The organism is Microbacterium sp. LTA6, assembly GCF_045690355.1.
Taxonomy (GTDB): domain Bacteria; phylum Actinomycetota; class Actinomycetes; order Actinomycetales; family Microbacteriaceae; genus Microbacterium.
This window is the reverse complement of the sequence record NZ_CP147855.1, coordinates 2,224,047-2,240,452: the sequence shown is the minus strand read 5'-3', so window position 1 is coordinate 2,240,452 and position 16,406 is coordinate 2,224,047. Positions and strand designations below refer to the sequence as shown.

17 protein-coding genes are annotated in these 16,406 nt (G+C 70.0%); 8 read left to right on the top strand and 9 right to left on the bottom strand.

All coding sequences use genetic code 11. The features are described from left to right. The first annotated feature begins 5 nt into the window (after positions 1-5). The 3 genes from LTA6_RS10440 to LTA6_RS10430 all read left to right on the top strand — a co-directional run bounded on the left by LTA6_RS10440 (position 6) and on the right by LTA6_RS10430 (position 2,097). Entirely contained in the window at positions 6-836 is an 831-nt protein-coding gene (locus tag LTA6_RS10440; RefSeq protein ID WP_407357786.1) for an EI24 domain-containing protein, read from the top strand. Continuing rightward, positions 836-1,609, top strand: a complete 774-nt coding sequence (locus tag LTA6_RS10435; RefSeq protein WP_407357785.1) for a DNA-formamidopyrimidine glycosylase family protein — start codon at positions 836-838, stop codon at positions 1,607-1,609. The genes LTA6_RS10440 and LTA6_RS10435 overlap by 1 nt, the downstream gene beginning before the upstream one ends. An 80-nt stretch (positions 1,610-1,689) precedes the next feature. Then, positions 1,690-2,097, top strand: coding sequence for a transferase (locus LTA6_RS10430; protein WP_102191599.1), 408 nt, complete (start codon positions 1,690-1,692; stop codon positions 2,095-2,097). An 11-nt stretch (positions 2,098-2,108) separates the two neighbouring features. Here the strand turns inward: LTA6_RS10430 and LTA6_RS10425 are convergent, their stop codons facing one another. Continuing rightward, positions 2,109-2,774: a LuxR C-terminal-related transcriptional regulator gene (locus LTA6_RS10425; protein ID WP_407357784.1), complete on the bottom strand. Its 666-nt coding sequence runs from the start codon at positions 2,772-2,774 to the stop codon at positions 2,109-2,111. Next, positions 2,761-3,966, bottom strand: a complete 1,206-nt coding sequence (locus LTA6_RS10420) for a PspC domain-containing protein (protein ID WP_407357783.1) — start codon at positions 3,964-3,966, stop codon at positions 2,761-2,763. The genes LTA6_RS10425 and LTA6_RS10420 overlap by 14 nt, the downstream gene beginning before the upstream one ends. Before the next feature lie 114 nt (positions 3,967-4,080). Between LTA6_RS10420 and LTA6_RS10415 the strand changes: the two genes are divergently transcribed. Genes LTA6_RS10415 through LTA6_RS10400 form a run of 4 tightly spaced genes read left to right on the top strand, consistent with a single transcriptional unit; the run spans position 4,081 to position 7,465 of the window. Further along, positions 4,081-5,625 (top strand): PspC domain-containing protein, encoded by a 1,545-nt coding sequence (locus LTA6_RS10415; protein ID WP_407357782.1) that lies wholly within the window; start codon positions 4,081-4,083, stop codon positions 5,623-5,625. Beyond that, positions 5,622-5,918, top strand: a complete 297-nt coding sequence (locus LTA6_RS10410) for a hypothetical protein (protein ID WP_407357781.1) — start codon at positions 5,622-5,624, stop codon at positions 5,916-5,918. The genes LTA6_RS10415 and LTA6_RS10410 overlap by 4 nt, the downstream gene beginning before the upstream one ends. 21 nt (positions 5,919-5,939) lie before the next feature. Beyond that, on the top strand, positions 5,940-6,680 hold the full coding sequence (locus LTA6_RS10405) for a LysR substrate-binding domain-containing protein (RefSeq protein ID WP_407357780.1): 741 nt from the start codon (positions 5,940-5,942) through the stop codon (positions 6,678-6,680). 59 nt (positions 6,681-6,739) lie between these two features. Next, positions 6,740-7,465: a glutamine amidotransferase-related protein gene (locus tag LTA6_RS10400; RefSeq protein ID WP_407357779.1), complete on the top strand. Its 726-nt coding sequence runs from the start codon at positions 6,740-6,742 to the stop codon at positions 7,463-7,465. Positions 7,466-7,579: 114 nt separating this feature from the next. Here LTA6_RS10400 and LTA6_RS10395 read toward each other — a convergent pair whose 3' ends face one another. Next, positions 7,580-8,044 carry a glutaminase gene (locus LTA6_RS10395; RefSeq protein ID WP_407357778.1) on the bottom strand — a complete coding sequence of 155 codons (465 nt, stop codon included), beginning with the start codon at positions 8,042-8,044 and terminating at the stop codon, positions 7,580-7,582. After that, positions 8,044-9,258, bottom strand: coding sequence for a cation:proton antiporter (locus LTA6_RS10390; protein WP_407357777.1), 1,215 nt, complete (start codon positions 9,256-9,258; stop codon positions 8,044-8,046). Before LTA6_RS10390 ends, LTA6_RS10395 begins: the two co-directional genes overlap by 1 nt. 85 nt (positions 9,259-9,343) lie before the next feature. Here LTA6_RS10390 and purU point away from each other — a divergent pair, with 85 nt between their 5' ends. Next, on the top strand, positions 9,344-10,195 hold the full coding sequence (purU, locus tag LTA6_RS10385) for a formyltetrahydrofolate deformylase (protein ID WP_341978183.1): 852 nt from the start codon (positions 9,344-9,346) through the stop codon (positions 10,193-10,195). Here purU and LTA6_RS10380 read toward each other — a convergent pair. From LTA6_RS10380 to LTA6_RS10360, 5 genes are read right to left on the bottom strand one after another with little or no spacing between them, the layout of a single operon-like run. Continuing rightward, positions 10,192-11,235, bottom strand: coding sequence for an NAD(P)H-dependent flavin oxidoreductase (locus tag LTA6_RS10380; RefSeq protein WP_407357776.1), 1,044 nt, complete (start codon positions 11,233-11,235; stop codon positions 10,192-10,194). The genes purU and LTA6_RS10380 overlap by 4 nt on opposite strands. A 53-nt stretch (positions 11,236-11,288) precedes the next feature. Beyond that, positions 11,289-12,179: a siderophore-interacting protein gene (locus LTA6_RS10375; protein WP_407357775.1), complete on the bottom strand. Its 891-nt coding sequence runs from the start codon at positions 12,177-12,179 to the stop codon at positions 11,289-11,291. Next, positions 12,176-13,984: an ABC transporter ATP-binding protein gene (locus tag LTA6_RS10370; protein ID WP_407357774.1), complete on the bottom strand. Its 1,809-nt coding sequence runs from the start codon at positions 13,982-13,984 to the stop codon at positions 12,176-12,178. Before LTA6_RS10370 ends, LTA6_RS10375 begins: the two co-directional genes overlap by 4 nt. Beyond that, a complete protein-coding gene (locus LTA6_RS10365; RefSeq protein WP_407357773.1) occupies positions 13,977-15,617 on the bottom strand; it encodes an ABC transporter transmembrane domain-containing protein in 1,641 nt (546 codons plus the stop codon). The genes LTA6_RS10370 and LTA6_RS10365 overlap by 8 nt, the downstream gene beginning before the upstream one ends. Then, positions 15,614-16,402, bottom strand: coding sequence for an ABC transporter ATP-binding protein (locus LTA6_RS10360; protein ID WP_407357772.1), 789 nt, complete (start codon positions 16,400-16,402; stop codon positions 15,614-15,616). The genes LTA6_RS10365 and LTA6_RS10360 overlap by 4 nt, the downstream gene beginning before the upstream one ends. Positions 16,403-16,406 lie beyond the last annotated feature (4 nt).

The window sequence follows — 16,406 nt, the reverse complement described above, 5'->3', positions numbered from 1 at the left end:
AATCCATGATTCGCGAGTTCGGTGCCGGAGTCCGCCTGCTGCTGCGGGGATTCGGGATGTGGCGCACTCGGCCGGGCCTGATGGCGCTCGGCCTCATCCCGGCCGTGGTCGCTTTCCTGCTCCTGGCCGCCGCGCTCGTCCCCTTGCTGCTGTCACTCGGCGGCATCGCCGAGTGGATCACCCCGTTCGCCTCCGGCTGGACCGAGCCCTGGCGCGGCGTCGTGCGCGGAGCCGTCGGAATCGTCGTGTTCATCGCCGCGCTGGCGCTGGCCGCCTCCGTGTTCAGCGCCCTCGCGCTCACGATCGGCGATCCCTTCTACGAGCGGATCTGGCGGGCCGTCGAATCCGACCTCGGCGGCGAACAGCCCGTCGACGGAGGCGGCTTCTGGAACGCGCTCGGCGAAGGGGTGCGACTGGTGCTGCTCGGCCTGCTCATCGCGATTCTCGTCCTCGTGGTCGGTCTCATCCCGATCGTCGGCGGAGTCCTCGGCGCGGTGGGCGGCGTGATCTTCACCGGACGCCTGCTGGCGCGCGAGCTCACCGGGCGCGCCTTCGACGCCAGGGATCTGACGCCGCTGGACCGCGCTGCGCTCTTCGCCGGAAGCAGGGCCCGTGTTCTCGGGTTCGGCGTCGCGACGCAGCTGTGCTTCCTGATTCCGCTCGGTGCGGTCGTGGCCATGCCCGCCGCGGTCGCCGGCTCCACGATGCTGGCTCGGACCATGCTCGACCGTTCCGGACGGACTCAGAATCCGCCACCGCCCCCTGTGGGCGCCACCCCGACACCGCTGCTGCCACCTCCGCCGGGCGCCGGGGCGCCACCGGCCGGACCCGTCTGATGCCCGAGGGCGACACCGTTCACCGCACCGCCCGCCGCCTCGACGAGGCGCTGGCCGGAGCCGATGTCACCCGCTTCGATCTCCGTGTTCCTCGCGCGGCGACCATCGATCTGCGCGGCCAGCGCGTGCATGGAGCTGAAGCGCGCGGCAAGCACCTGCTGCTGCGCATCGGCGACAGCACGGTTCATTCGCACCTGCGCATGGACGGCGCCTGGTTCGTCTACCGACCGGGCGAGAAGTGGCGGCATCCGGCGTACAAGGTGCGGGCCGTCGTCGGCACCGAGCAGCGTGAGGCGGTGGGCGTCGATCTGGCCGAGATCGAGGTCGTGCCGACACGCGAAGAAGACAGCCTGGTCGGCCATCTCGGACCGGATCCGCTCGCCGAGGATTGGGATGCGCGGGAGGCGGTGAGGCGACTCGGCGCGGATGCGCGCAGCATCCACGTCGCCATCCTCGATCAGCGCAACGTCGCGGGCTTCGGGAACGAATACGCCGCGGAGCTGCTGTTTCTGCGCGGTGTGCTGCCGACGACGCCGACACCCGACGTCGATGTCGCCGCCCTTCTCGACCTCGGCGTGAGAACGATTCGAGCCAATCGCGACCGGCCCGACCGCACCTTCACCGGTGTCAACCGCCCTGGGCAGACGACGTGGGTCTACGGCCGCGCCGGACGCCCGTGCCGACGCTGCGGAACCCTCATTCAGAGGGGCGAACTCGGGGCCGATCCGACCCGCGAGAGGATCACGTTCTGGTGTCCGTTCTGCCAGAGGTGAACAGCATCCCTCGGCGGGAATGAATCCGCACCACCCGTGGTTGTTGATATATCCGGAGAACTCCGGGCACGGGAGGAATCGTGGGAAAGAACTACGTCGACATCGAGAACGACCAGGGAGCGACGCTGCGTTACCGCAAGCACGCGAATGGCCGGGGTCTCGTCGCGCACGGCGCGAAGGTGCATCCGAGGGCCATGGTGGAAGCGGGCGCGTATATCGAACCGGGCGCGCGGGTCGCCGCCGGGGCGAAGGTCGCTCGCGGCGCGTGGGTGGAACCGGATGCCGTGATCGGCGAAGGCGCCTTCATCGACGCGCACGCGCACATCGGCCAGGGTGCCGCTGTCGGTGATGGCGCACACATCGGCGTCCGCACCGAGGTCGGAGCCGGCGCGCGCATCGCGCGCGGTGCCAAGATCGGCGATGACGAGACGGTGGCGGCAGGCATGAGGATCGCGACCAACCCGAAGGGTCTCTGGCTCGCCGCCTGAGGCGCGCGGCGCTACAGCAGCCGTCGCTCCGAGGCCCACGCGGTCAATTCATGCCGCGAGGAGAGCTGCAGCTTGCGCAGCACAGCGGAGACGTGCGTCTCGACCGTCTTGATCGAGATGAACAGCTCGGCGGCGACCTCTTTGTACGCGTAGCCGCGGGCGATCAGCCGCATGACCTCCTGCTCACGAGCCGAGAGTCGATCCAGTTCGGAGTCGGCGGTCGCCGTCTCCCCGGCGACCGCCCCGAAGGCGTCGAGCACGAACCCGGCCAGGCGCGGCGAGAACACCGCATCGCCGCCCGCGACGGCATGAACCGCGCTGCTCACCTCGACGCCGGATGACCCCTTGGTGATGTAGCCCCTGGCACCGGCCCTGATCACCCGCACGACGTCTGCGGCGGCATCGGAGACGCTCAACGCGAGGAAGCGGGATGCCGTCGGAGCGCTGCCTCTGATCACCGCTTCACCGCCCGCCGCATCCGCCCCCTCACCGCCGGGAAGGTGCACGTCGAGCAGGACCACGTCCGGGGCGGTGGCCCGGATGACCGCGATCGCCGACGGCACATCCGCCGCCTCTCCGACGACCTCGACGCTCGCATCGAGGTCGGCCCGGAGCCCGGAGCGGAAGATCGAATGGTCGTCCACGATGACGACGCGGATGCCGTCAGCCACGGTCATCCCCTGCCGTGTCGATGTGCAGATGCACTTCTGTTCCGTTCTCGTCGCTGCGCACGGTGCCCGTGCCGCCGGCGCGACGCATCCGTCCGATGATGGATTCCCGGACCCCGAGGCGGTCGCTCGGGACGGCGGCGAGGACGAAGCCTCGGCCGCGATCGCGGATGAAGACGTCGACCCCGGTGCCGTTGCCCTCGATGTACACCGAGATCTCGCCGCCGGCATGCCGCGCCGCATTCAGCATCGCCTCGCGCGCGGCCGCCGCAAGCTCTCCGCTCGCGCGTTCGGCGGACAGACCGGCGGAGACGACGTCGATGCGCACGGGATAGTCGAGTTCCAGTCCGCCCGCATAGTCGCGCAGATCGGTCGGCAGATCGCTGTCGGCCGGGGCATCGCCGTCGTACAACCACGCCCGCAGTTCCCGTTCCTGGGCGCGAGCGAGACGAGCAGCCTCGCTCGAGGCACCGGCCCGGTTCTGGATCAGTGCGAGCGTCTGCAGCACCGAGTCATGCAGGTGCGCGGCCATCTCACTGCGCTGCTCCTCACGGATGCGCCGGACGCGTTCCCCGGCGAGCTCCCGCCAGCGGTGGATGAATGTCGACGAGGCCACCGCCATGAGCCCGGCGAGAGGAAGCATCAGGGCGAAGGCTGTTCCACCGAACGGCCGCCCGAGAACGATCAGGAACACCAGCACGAGAAGCGCCACCGCCACGATCCGGATCACCGCCGTGTGCCGCGGCCCTCTCGCGGTGTCGGTGCGATCGATGAGCGTCGCCCACAGACTCGCAGCCGTCGCGAACACCACTGCGCCTGCGAGCGCGAGAGTCGAGGAACTGACAGGAGCGTCAGCACCCCACGAGTCCCCGGCGGCCCATCGGATGCTCACCAGCAGGGTGCCGATACTCGCCGGCACCAGGAGCAGCCATGCGACCGGCGCCCTCCGCGTCGGCGCTGATTCCCCCGGCTGCCAGGGCATGAATACCCAGCACCACGCATAGAGCAGGATTCCTGCCCCGCCGCAGAGGGTGAGAGCGACGAACAGCGCACGCACGGCCCAGAGCGGCGCTCCGAGGTGCCGTGACAATCCGGTGCTGACCCCGGCGACCAGGCATTCGCGATCGCGAGCGAGCGGCGGACGCGGCGGCGGAGCGACCGGCGCGGGTCGCACCGGCACGATCGGAGCCGAAGAAGACATGTCGCCATCCAATCACCCGGAAGGCGACCAGGGCAGACCAGCAGCCGAAGATCAGGGTCGACTCAGGGGAACACCCCATGGTCGAGGCCCGCTGCCGGGCGCAAGGATCGAATCATGACGATTCCGACCGCGCCGCCACCCGCTGCCGATACGACCTCGCCCGCTGCGCCGGTGCCTCCCGCCGACAAGTTCTTCCTCTGGGTTGCCGACCTCGGTGTCATCCGCTCGGACGGGTGGCTCGGCGGCGTGTGCGCGGGAATCGCCGCACGACTGCGCATCGACCCGCTGATCGTACGCGGCGTGTTCGTCGTCGCGGCGCTGTTCGGCCTGCCGGCGATCTTCCTCTACGCCGTCGCGTGGGCGCTGCTCCCCGACGCCGATGGCCGGGTGCACACCCGTGATCTGCTGGCACAGGACTTCCAGCCGACACAGCTGGGAATCCTCGGCATGGCGGTGATCGGACTGATTCCGACGGCGCCCATCACCGGATCACTGTTCGGTTTCTGGTACGCGGACTGGACCGCCCTGTCGGTGATCGCCTGGATCGTCGGACTCGTGCTCGTCGGCACGCTGATCGTCCTCATCGTGCGCGCTGCGCGCCACACCCCGGGTGCTTCCGCGCCTCGTCCGTCGATGGCTTCCACGAACGATGCGGCCCCGGATGCGTCTCCTGTGCTCGACGGCTCGGGTGCCGTCGAGCACGCGGACGCGCTGGAGTCGGATGCCGGAGCGCTCGCCGATTCGGCGGCTCCGGCATCCGCTCTCCTCACGAGCCCGCCGCCCGCGCCGGCCCCGCTCCCGGAGCGGCCGGAGAACCCGGAAGATCTCGACGCGTGGCGCCGGCAGCACGCAGCCTGGAAGGAGCAGGATCAGGCCTGGCGGCGCCAGCAGCAGGATGCCGAGCGCGCAGCGCGGGACCAGGCTCGGCGCGAGCGGCAGACGGTGGCGGCGGCCTTCGCCGCCGAGGCTGCAGAACGCCGGCGTATCCGGCGCGCATCGAACCCCCGCGCGAGCTTCGCCCTCGTCGCATCGGTGATCGGCTTGGCGCTGGTGGCCGGCGCCGCCGTGGGGCTCTGGTCCGGCGGCGACGAGCGGCTCCGGCTGGCCGTGGGACTGCTCTCCGCGGCGCTCGTGCTCGCGGTGGGAATGATCATCGCCGGTGCACTTCGCCGCCGAAGCGGCTTCCTCGCATTCCTGACCGTGCTGGTGCTGGTCGGAGGTGCGGTCGCGACCGGCGTCGCCACACTGCGACAGTTCACATTCGGCGACGCCTGGGCGAGCAACGCCCATTCTCTGGGGATCCAGCAGCCGTTCGGAAACCTCGACATCACCCTCGACCCATACGACGGCACGCCCCCTTCGATGAGCGTCGAGAAGGGCACCGGCAGCACGCTGATCTCCGTCTCGGAGGGAGTGGAACTCGATCTCGAAGCCACCGTCGGCACCGCCTCGATCGTGTGGAAGCGCGTCGACCCGACGACCGGGACCGTGATCGATGTGGGGACCTGGCAGGCACGCACCAACGGTGAGGACGAACGCGTCTTCGCTGAGACGATCAGCGCGGAGGGCCCGATCGTGACAAGACAGAAGATGACCATCGAACAGACCGCCGGGGAGATCTCCATCACGGTCTACGAACGCAAGGACGGCGAAGAATGAGCATCGACACCATGACACCGATCCCTCCCGCATCCGCAGAGGGATCGACAGCTGACGCGCTGCCGCGCACGCGCTGGGCGGCCGTCGTGTGGGGTGCGGTCTTCGTCACGCTCGCCGGCCTCGGCCTCTGGCTGCTGATCGACCGCGATCGCAGCGATGCCGTCGCCGACTGGGCGCTCGGGATGACTCCTGGCACGATCACCGCCACCGTGCTCCTCTGCATCGGCGCCCTGGTTCTGGTGAGCGGAGCAGTCGGTCTGATCCGTCACGCTCAGCGACGGCATTCGCACTGAACAGCCCGATACCCTGAGGGCATGGCGAAACAGGGCGGCGCGCGCGGCCGCAAGACGGTGCCAGCGCGCGGCACGAAGCGGCCTCTCGGTGCGGGATCCAAGAAGGCGCAGCCCCAGAAGCGCCCGCAGAAGCAGCCGACGGTCGTGTTCGACGCCGCGGTTCCCGTGGAGGAATCCCGCACCTTCCGCCTCGGCGTCGTCCCCGGTGCGACACCCGGCAAGTGGATCGATGCCTGGAAGCAGCGGATGCCGCAGGTCCCGCTGGAGCTGATCCCGATCGAGGCCGCCGGCCAGCGTGAAGCGCTGGGCGATCTGGATGCGGCGCTGATGCGTCTGCCGCTGGAGGACGACACGCTCCACATCATCACGCTCTATGTGGAGACTCCCGTCGTCGTGGCCGCCGTCGACTCTCATCTGATGGCCGTCGACGAACTCTCCGCGGCGGATCTGGCCGGCGAAGTGCTGATCACGCCGGAGGATGACGTCCTCGCGTCGCTCGATCTGCCCGGCACCCTCGCCCCATCCTTTCCGCCGCTTTCGACGACCGAAGAGGCGATCGTCACCGTCGCGACCGGCGTCGGGATCGTCGTCGTGCCGATGTCGCTGGCGCGACTGCACCATCGCAAGGACGTGGGCCACCGGCCTCTTCTCGACGGACCGACGTCGACTGTCGCACTGGTCTGGCCGCGTGAGCGCACCACTGCCGACGTCGAGACGTTCGTCGGGATCGTCCGCGGGCGCACCCAGAACTCCTCGCGCTGACGGCGACGCCGTGTGACGGGCGTTCGGTGACGGCCATCCGCGCTCGTTAGAATCGCCGGATGGCCTCGCTTCTCTATGTCTGCGTGCGCCCGGAGATCGGGGCGGCGGATGCCGAGCACGCCTCGTTCCGGCGAGCGCTCGGCGTGGACGTCGTCGATCGCCTCGATCTGCTCACCGAGTCGCTCGATCCCGTGCGGCTCGCGCACTACCGCGGCATCGTCGTCGGCGGGTCGCCGTTCAATGTGAGCGACGCGACGAAGTCGCCCCTGCAGGCCCGTGTCGAAGCAGACCTCGAGTCCATCGCGGACCGCGCCATCGAGGGCGAGGTGGCCGCGTTCTTCACTTGCTTCAGCATCGGCGTCGTGACCCGGATGCTGGGCGGCGACGTGACGATCGACACGCCGGAGGCCGCGAGCGCCACAGTCATCCGTACGACTGCCGCCGGCGACGCCGACCCGCTGTTCGGCCCCAGCGCTCCCGCGTTGACCGTCTTCACTGCGCACAAAGAGAGCGCGGCATCCGTCCCGCCCGGTGCCGAGCTGCTCGCCACCAACGACGTGTGCCCGGTGCAGGCCTACCGCGTCGGCACGCATCTGTACGCGGCGCAGTTCCATCCCGAGCCCACCCCGCGCGACTTCGCGGATCGGATGACGTTCTACCGCACGACCGGATACTTCGATCCGTCCGAGTTCGACGCGGTGCAGGGACAGGTGCTCGCAGCATCCGTCACCGAGGGCGCCGCTCTCCTGCGCCGATTCGCGGAAACCTTCGTTCCCGGTCGTTGAGCGCCCCTTCGACTCGCTGGCGCTCGCTCAGTGCAGGTCTTCACGAGACGAAACGCGCCTCGCCGACCTTGAGCGCCCGATGAGATCGTTTCGTCTCGTCGCTGCGCTCCTCGCTCAACGGCCGGGGGTTTGCAGCAGCTCGACCCGTTCCCGTAGGTATGTCGCCAGCGGCATGTAGCCGCCGGCGCTGCTCCAGTGCACGGACACCACCGCGTCGACGACGGCGAGCGGACCGGATGACCCGCCGGCGTCCACGGCCGACACATCGACGACGCTCCAGCCGACGTGCACGACCTCGCCCTCGGCGAAGCCCCCGCGCAGCGCCTCCTCGCGGCGAGCCGCACGCGCACGAGCGGATTCCGCCGTGTAGCCGCGCCGGCCGGGGTCGGCCGCCCGCAGCACCTCGGCGGTGGCCAGCACGCGCGTGTCCGTGAGTAGCAGCACGCCGAGATGCCACGCGGAACCGACCCGAACGATACGCCGCCCGCGCCACCGCGAGCTGCGCTCCTCGCCCAGTCCCTCCTGCGGCGCACCGGCCAGCGCGGCCCGCGCCTCACTCAGCAGATCGGATGCCGTCATCACAGTTCTCCCTGCGGCCGCTCGTCGGCGGGCCGGGGGCCGACGACGCGCTCACGGTCCCCGCGCAGCATCATCGCGATGAGCGGGTAGATCAACACGGACAGCATCCCGGCTCCGACCAGCGCGGCGGCCGTCCCGCTGTCGAGCATCCCTCGCTCGACGCCGATCGCGGTCACCGCGACGATGATCGGCAGCCCGGTGGCGGCGAGCATCCCGAGCGCCGCACGATCGCGCACGTTCATTCCCCGCGGCGCCGACAACTGCGCCGCCGACCCGCGGATCACGAGAAGGGCGACCAGGAACAGCGGCACGAGTCCGAGCGCCGCCGGAGACGCGAGCAATGCTGCCAGGTCGAAGTTCACGCCGGTGTAGAGGAAGAAGATCGGCACGAGGAAGCCGAATGCGACGGCTTCGACCTTGCTCTCGACCGCCGCGGCGTCGTCCTTCGGTGCACGGGCCATGATGATGTGCCAGATGGCTCCGGCGACGAAGGCGCCGAGCAGCATGTCGAGATCGAACATCACACTGAGGCCGACGAGTGCGGCGATGAGCAGCAGCACGAAGCGCACTGCGAACTGGTCGGAGGTGTGCAGGGTCACCCGGATGAACTCGTGCAGTCCACCGTGCGGCAGCCGACGCGCCAGCAGCACGGCCAGTCCGGCGAGCACGACGAACGCCAGCAGGATCCCGGCAGCCACCGGCGTCGAGCGCGCGCTGAGGAAGACGGAGATGGCGATGAGGGGCAGGAACTCGCCGACCGCACCGATCACGGTGACCACCTTGCCGAACGGCGTGTCGAGCTCGCGCGCATCGCGCAGGATCGGCATCAACGTGCCGAGCGCGGTCGAGCTCAGCGCGATACCGATCACGATCATGCCGTCGCCCGGCGCGAAGAAGAGACCGACGCCGATGCCGAGCGCGACGCTGATCACCCAGCCGATCGAGGCCCGCATGAGCGGCTTCCCCGACACGGCGCGGAAGTCGATCTCGGATCCGGCGACGAAGAAGAGCATCGCCAACCCGAAATCGCTCAGCTTCTGCAGGATCTCGTGCGGCTCGACCCAGCCGAGCACGGCGGGTCCGGCCAGGATCCCGAGAACCAGCTCGAAGACGATGATCGGAACGCGGATGACCCGGCGCACGCCTCGGGCGAGCAGCGGTGCTGCGACCGCGAGCAGCGGGATCAGCACCAGTCCGACGTCGCCCGCGTTCACGCTCTCAGATTAGCGACCCGACCGCGCGATTCGCCCGGTCGCCGCATCCGCGACAGAATCGACTGACACCCTCTGAGGAGCCCTCATGTCCCAGCCCGATACCGCCCGTCTTCTGATCGCGTGCGACGACCAGCCCGGCATCGTCGCCGCCGTCGCCGGCGTGCTCGCCGAGCACGGTGCGAACATCATCTCGCTCGATCAGCATTCGACGGATGCCGAGGGCGGGCGCTTCTTCCAGCGGACCGTCATCCACCTGGAGGGGCTGTCCGCCGCGCGACCCGCACTCGAGGCGAGCATCGCGACCGTCGCCGAGCGCTTCGGCATGGAGTGGTCGCTGCACGATGTCGCACGCCGCAAGCGGGTCGCGATCTTCGTGTCGAAGTACGATCACTGCCTCATGGAACTGCTCTGGCGCACCCAGCGCGGACAGCTCGACATCGACGTGACGATGGTGGTGTCGAATCACGCTGACCTCGCCGAGTCCGTGCGCTCCTTCGGTGTGCCTTTCGTACACATCCCCTCCGGCGACAAGTCCGCGATGGAGACGCGCCAGCTCGAGCTGCTGCAGGGCAACGTCGACCTCGTCGTGCTCGCCCGGTACATGCAGATCCTCACCGACGACTTCATCGAACGCGTCGGGGCGCCCGTGATCAACATCCACCACTCCTTCCTGCCGGCCTTCATCGGGGCCAACCCCTATGCACGGGCGAAGGACCGCGGCGTGAAGCTCATCGGCGCCACCGCGCACTATGCGACGGCCGACCTCGACGAGGGCCCGATCATCGAGCAGGACGTCACCAGGGTGACCCATTCCGAATCCGCTGCCGAGCTGCAGAGCCGCGGCGCTGACGTCGAACGATTGGTGCTCGCCCGCGCCGTGCAGTGGCACGCGGAGGATCGCGTGATCGTGCACGGCCGCTCGACCGTCATCCTCTAGCGCTCCGGCGCACCGGCGACCAGCTCGGCGAACACGTCGGCCGCGGTGTCGAAGCGCACGAGCGGCGCGGACTGCCCCATCCAGAGCGACTGCAGCTCCCCCAGGTTCTGCTCACCGGCGGCGGTGCGGAAGCGTCCGGTGAGCCAGTTCTGCATCGGGAACGGCGCGATCGTGCCGCTGGCTTCGATCGCGCGCACCACCCGATTCCGCGCGCCGCGCGCGAGTCGCCCGCTCATCGCCCGGGTGAGCACCGTCTCATCAGCGGCTGTCGAGTGGATCGCCGCGCGATGCGCATCGTTCGCCGCGGACTCGGCCGTGGCGAGGAACGCCGTGCCCACCTGCACGCCGGCGGCCCCGAGGGCGAACGCGGCGGCCACCCCGCGACGGTCGGTGATGCCGCCGGCCGCGATCACCGGCACCGAGACGGCGTCGGCGATCTGCGGCACGAGTGCGAAGGTCCCGATGAGAGATTCTTCGGCTGGGCGCAGGAACGAGACGCGGTGCCCGCCGGCCTCGGCGCCGGTCGCCACGATCGCGTCGACGCCGCCGTCAGCGAGAGCCGTGGCTTCAGCAACCGTGGTGGCGGTGCCGATGACACGGATGCCACGGCGATGCGCCTCCTCGACGACCTCCGCCTCTGGCACTCCGAACACGACGCTGAGCGCCGCCGGCGCGGCATCCCAGATCGCCTCCAGCTGCTCGCCGAGCTCGGGGAGGTAGGCGGTCGGCCGCTGAGGCACGTCCACCCCGACCGCTGCGAAGAACGGCTGGAGCGCCTGCGCGAAGATCGCATGCTGCGCGTTCGGCGCGACCTCGTCGCCGGTGGGCAGCCAGATGTTCAGCGCGAACGGTCGGGAGGTGGCTTGACGCAGGGCGGACGCGGTCGACCGGATGCGCTCGCCGTCGTATCCGTAGAGGCCGTACGAGCCCAGGCCGCCGGCGTCGCTCACCGCCGCCGCCAGCGCGACGGAGGAGAGTCCGCCGAACGGGCCGAGGACGATCGGATGCTCGATGCCGAGAAGGGTGCGCAGATCACTCATGATCTGAGGCTACGCCCGGCACGGAGAGGCGAGGCGCGTGCCGGTGCCCGGCTTCAGAGGCCGAGCCGGTCGAGCTGCTCCTCGAAGCGGATCTGCACGTCCTCCGGCTCGGCATCGTCGGTCTCGGCCCAGATCGCGTCGAGCTCCTTCTGCACCGCGTCGGGGAGCGCTGCGAACTTCTCGTCCCACGCTGCGATCGGCGTCCAGTAGCCGACGACCTTGAACCGCGTGGCCGGCAGGCCGAGTTCCTTGCGCAGGTACTTGCGCACGTCGCGCAGGGCGACGGTCTCACCGGCGACCCAGACGTACCCGTCTTCGAGCCGGAGCCGGTCGTCGACGATGCCGCGCAGGATCGGACCGAGCGCGCTCGGCCCGTGGCCGTTGCCGCCGATGACCCAGGTGACCTCGACGTCGCCACCCACCTCGAACGCGACCTGATCGGCTTCGCTCGGCACCTCGAGGACGACCCGCGTCCGCACGCCCTCCGGCGTCTCGGCGGCGATCCGCGCCACCGCGGGGAGCCCGGTCAGGTCCGCCACCAGCACCTGCCAGGTGATTCCCGGCGGCGGCGAATACAGGCCGGTCGGGGAGTTCAGCCCGAGTACATGCCCCGGTTGGGCGCGCGCGGCCCAGGGGCCGGCGACTCCCGCTTCGTGGATCACGAAATCGATGTCGAGCTCGTCGGCATCCGGACGGACGCCGCTGATCGTGTAGGTGCGCATCGGGGCCTCCGGTGCGCCCTCCGGCGTCTCCCACCAGTCGCCGGCCGGCACGGGCAGCGAGACATCGGTGGGGTCTTCGCCGTGCGGGAAGAACACCCGCACGTATTCGTCGCCGATGCCGGTGCTGAGGAAGTCGGCGATGCCGCTGCCTGCGAGCGTCACGCGCACGAGCGTCGGTGTGAGGGTGGTGGTGCTGCTGACGATGCCGCGGTGGATGTTCACGGAGTCTCCGTCTCTTCTGGGGTGGTCTGAGGGGCTGGCGAGCTCGGCGTCTGGACGAGCCAAGAGGAGCGGTATGGTCCGTCCGTCGCGAGGAGTTCCGCGTGGGTGCCGCGCTGCGTCGCCCGGCCGTCGGCGAAGACGATGATCTGCTCGGCACTCGCTGCCTGCTGCAGCCGGTGCGCGATGAGCAGCGCGGTGCGGCCCTGGCGCAGCACCCCGATCGCCTCCTCCACCGCATCGCGATGATGCAGCCCGACATCGGCGGTCGCCTCGTCGAGGATCACCACCTCGGGGTCGGCGAGGAACGCGCGCGCGACAGCGAGTTGCTGGATGCGGCCTTCGTCGAGGGGCACCACAGGATTCGCGGAGGGATCCTCGGCGAGCTCCGTCGCCATCGCATCGACCGCCCACCCCGCCCCGACCGCGCGCAGGGCAGCGACCATGTCGTCGTGGCTCGCCCCGGGTGCGACGAGTCGGAGGTTGTCGGCGATCGTGCCCCGGAACTGGTGCAGTTCTTGCGAGAGGTAGTAGGGGGCGCCTCCGCCCGGAGCGAGGTGCACGCTGCCCGATGTCGGCGGATGGTGGCCGGCGATCACGCGGGCGAGCGTGCTCTTGCCGGACCCGGAGGTCCCGACGAGGGCCGCGGTGCTGCCCTGCTCCACCCGCAGCGTCACCTCACTGATCCCGCGACCGGTGCTCGGGTAGCGGAAGGTGACATCGCGCACTTCGATTCCCGCTGCCTCGATGACCGCTGAGCGCTGCGGCGCAGCATCCGACGCCGACTCCCGCGCCGTGACCGCCGCAGTCGCGAGATCGATGACCCCCACGAGTCGCGCGAGTCCGATGGTCGCCCGCTGGATGTCGTCGAGTCCGAAGATCAGCTGCCCGACCGGGTCGAACAGCCGATGGAAGAGCAGCGCCGCCGTGGTGACCGTCCCCACGGTGATCGCAGCGGCGGAATGCAGCAGGAAGCCGGTGCAGAGGATCGCGGCGAGGCCGACGAGCTCTCCGGCGTTGATCCACCGGAACAATCGGTTCGTCACGCGAACGCCCTCGACCTGCATCCGGATCGAGGATTCGGCGCGCTCCCGCACCCGCTCCAGCGCGTGCTCTTGTTCGTTGAACGCCGTGAGCGTGTCGATGGCCTCGACCGCATCGAGCACCGCCTGACTGCGCGCTGCTTCGCGCACCCGGACCTCGCGGAACACCACGCGGGATCTCCGCAGGAACGCACGGGTGCCGAGCGCATAGAACGGAGCAGCGGCGACGCCGGCGAGAGCGAGCCAGGGGTCCAGAGCGGTCAGCGCGACGACCGAGACTCCGATCGCGAACCCCGCCGAGAGGAGCGTCGGGGCGACGTTCCCTCCGGCCTCCGCCACGGCGTCGACGTCGCCGGTGACCCGCGAGAGCAGATCGGCGCTCTCGCCGTCGTCGATCGCACTCACGGGAAGACGCATCGCCGAGGCGAACACGTCCTCGCGCAGGGTGGCGAGCATGTCCTGCACCAGCCCGGCGAGCATCCGTACCGCCCACAGCATCACGATGGCCGCGCCGATGGCGCCCGCACCGGCGCCGATCACCCAGCCGGCGATGGTGGCGAACCCCGCGCGTGACGAGACGGCGTCGACGATGCGGCCGAGGCATGTCGGCGTCACGATCCCGAGAGCGGATGCCATGAGGAAGAGCCCAGCGACGGCTGCGGCCCTCCCCCGATGCTGTCGCAGCAGCGCTCCGACGGCGGCACGCACGCGGACGCTGGAGGCGATCGGCAGCAGCGCGGCGGTCGAACTCGGATCACTACTCATCTCGAGCGTCCGATCCTTCGGCGGAGAGTTCGACGACCCGATCGCACATGCCGAGCAGCACAGGAGAGGTCGTGATCACGACGACGGTCGAGCTGTGCGCCGAGAGCGCGCGGGCGATGTGTGCCTCGGTGATGGCATCCACGGCCGAGGTCGGCTCGTCGAGCACGAGCACATCGGCGTCCGCGTGCAGGGCGCGAGCGATCCCGATGCGCTGCCGCTGTCCGCCGGACAATCGCCTTCCGGCCTCGCCGACCTGCGCGTCCCAGCCGCCGACCTGCGCGACGGTCTCGTGCAGAGCCGCCATCTCGATGAAGGCGGGGCGCGGGAGGTCCGTCATCGAGCGTCCCCGCACAGCTTCGCTCAGCGTGCCGCTCACGATCGTCTGCCCGTGCGGCGGGGCGACGACGCGGCGGCGGTACTCCACCGGATCCAGATCGACAACGTCCCTGAACTCCCCGTCGACGACGAGCGAGACACGGCCCCGATCCGCGCGCGTGCGCAGGCCGAGGAGACGGGAGAGGGCTCTTGCCGCGTCGCTGTCCGCGGGGCGGATACCGAGCAGCTCACCCGCGCGCACCTCCACGAGCGGTGAACCCGCGGAAGCCGTGCGGAAGGCCAGCACCGCGCCGTTCGGCGGAGTCGTGGGGCGCTCCGGCTCCGATGGCACCTCGAGGAGATCCTCGGCGTCGATGACCTCGGCGAGCCTCTTCGCCGAGGCGAGCTTGTGGATCCAGTTCGAGGGGAACGACCCGGCATAGGCGAGGTAGCCGCTGATGAACTGGGCGAGTCCGAGCACGGTCACCAGCTCGCCGATGCTGATCCTGCCCTCCGCGGCGAACCATGCCGAGATGCCGGCCAGAGCGGTCGTGGCCACGGCTGCGAGGGTCGCGCTCACCGCCTCGTATGCGGCGAGCGATCGGCCGGCAGCCGTTGCGGCGCGACGGGAGACGTCACTCGCCGCGACATAACGCCGCACGGCCTCTTCACGGGCACCGATGCCCACCAGCACCCGGAATCCGCTCATGAAGTCGGCGGCGACCGCCCCCGCCTCGGTCGCCGCCCGCTGCTCGACCAGACCGCGGTTCTCGAGGGGCCGCGAGACGACGCGCATGACGAGCATCATCGCGATGGTCGAGCCAAACACGACGATCGTCGCAGCCGGCGAGATCACCAGCATGGCCAGCCCCGCGCCGATGATCGCAGCGATCGCGGCGCACTGCTGCGCGACCGACCAGGCGACGCCGGCCACCCGGTAGGTATCGGAGGTGACGAAGGTCAAGGCCTCACCCGCGGTCACGGTGCGACGGGAGAGCCGGGGCCGGAGCATCCGGGAGAGGGCGAGGTGGCGCAGCGCCTGCTCGCCGTGTCCGTAGATCGTCACCATGAGGCGGGATGCGGACTGGTAGCTCACGGTCAGCACGAGAAAGGTGCCGACCAGCACGCCGACCCAGATCCCGAGCGCGATCGGGTCAGCAGGGAGCACCGCGCGATCGATCGTCGCGCCGATGATGACGGGGATCGCGGCTTCGGCCAGCGTGTGCACGACGAGGAGCGCCGTCGCAGCGGTGAGAGCGACCCCGCGTCCTTCGGCGGACAGCGCGATACCGAAGAGTCGCCGTGGTGTGCTCGTCACGACGTCCGCCGACCGAGCGGGAGTACGAGCGGTGTTCCCGACACCGGGTCCGTGATCACCATGCACGGAAGGTCGTACACGGCCTCGACGAGCTCGGCGGTGATGATCTCACGAGGATCGCCCTGCGCCACGATGGCCCCGTCGCGCATCGCCACGAGGTGGGTCGCGTACCGCGCGGCGTGGTTGAGATCGTGCAGCACGGCAACCAGTGTGGTGCCGTTGCGGTGCAGGTCGGCGAACAGCTCCATCAGGTCGATCTGGTGCGCGATATCGAGGAAGGTCGTCGGCTCGTCCAGCAGCAAGTGCTTCGTCTGCTGAGCGAGGGCCATCGCCACCCAGACGCGCTGCCGCTGCCCTCCCGAGAGCTCGTCGACGAGCCGGCGCGACAGGTCGGTGACCCCAGTCGCCGCCATCGCTGCGGACACCGCACGTTCGTCGGCGCTGCTCCATGTGCGCATCGCGCTCTGGTGGGGGAAACGCCCCCGGCCGACGAGGTCGGCGACCGTGATGCCGTCCGGTGCGATGGATGACTGGGGTAGAAGCCCGAGCTTGCGCGCGGCTTCCTTCGGCCGGAGGGAGCGCAATTCGTCGCCCTCGAGGTACACGGCGCCGGTGGTCGGGCGCAGCAGGCGGGCGAACCCGCGCAGGAGCGTCGACTTGCCGCACGCATTGGGTCCGATGATGATCGTGAACGAGTCATCGGGAACCTGCAGCGACAGCGCGGAGACGATGGGGATGTCTCCGTACCCGAGTGTGATGTCGCGGGCCAGCAGTGAAGCGGTCATGGGT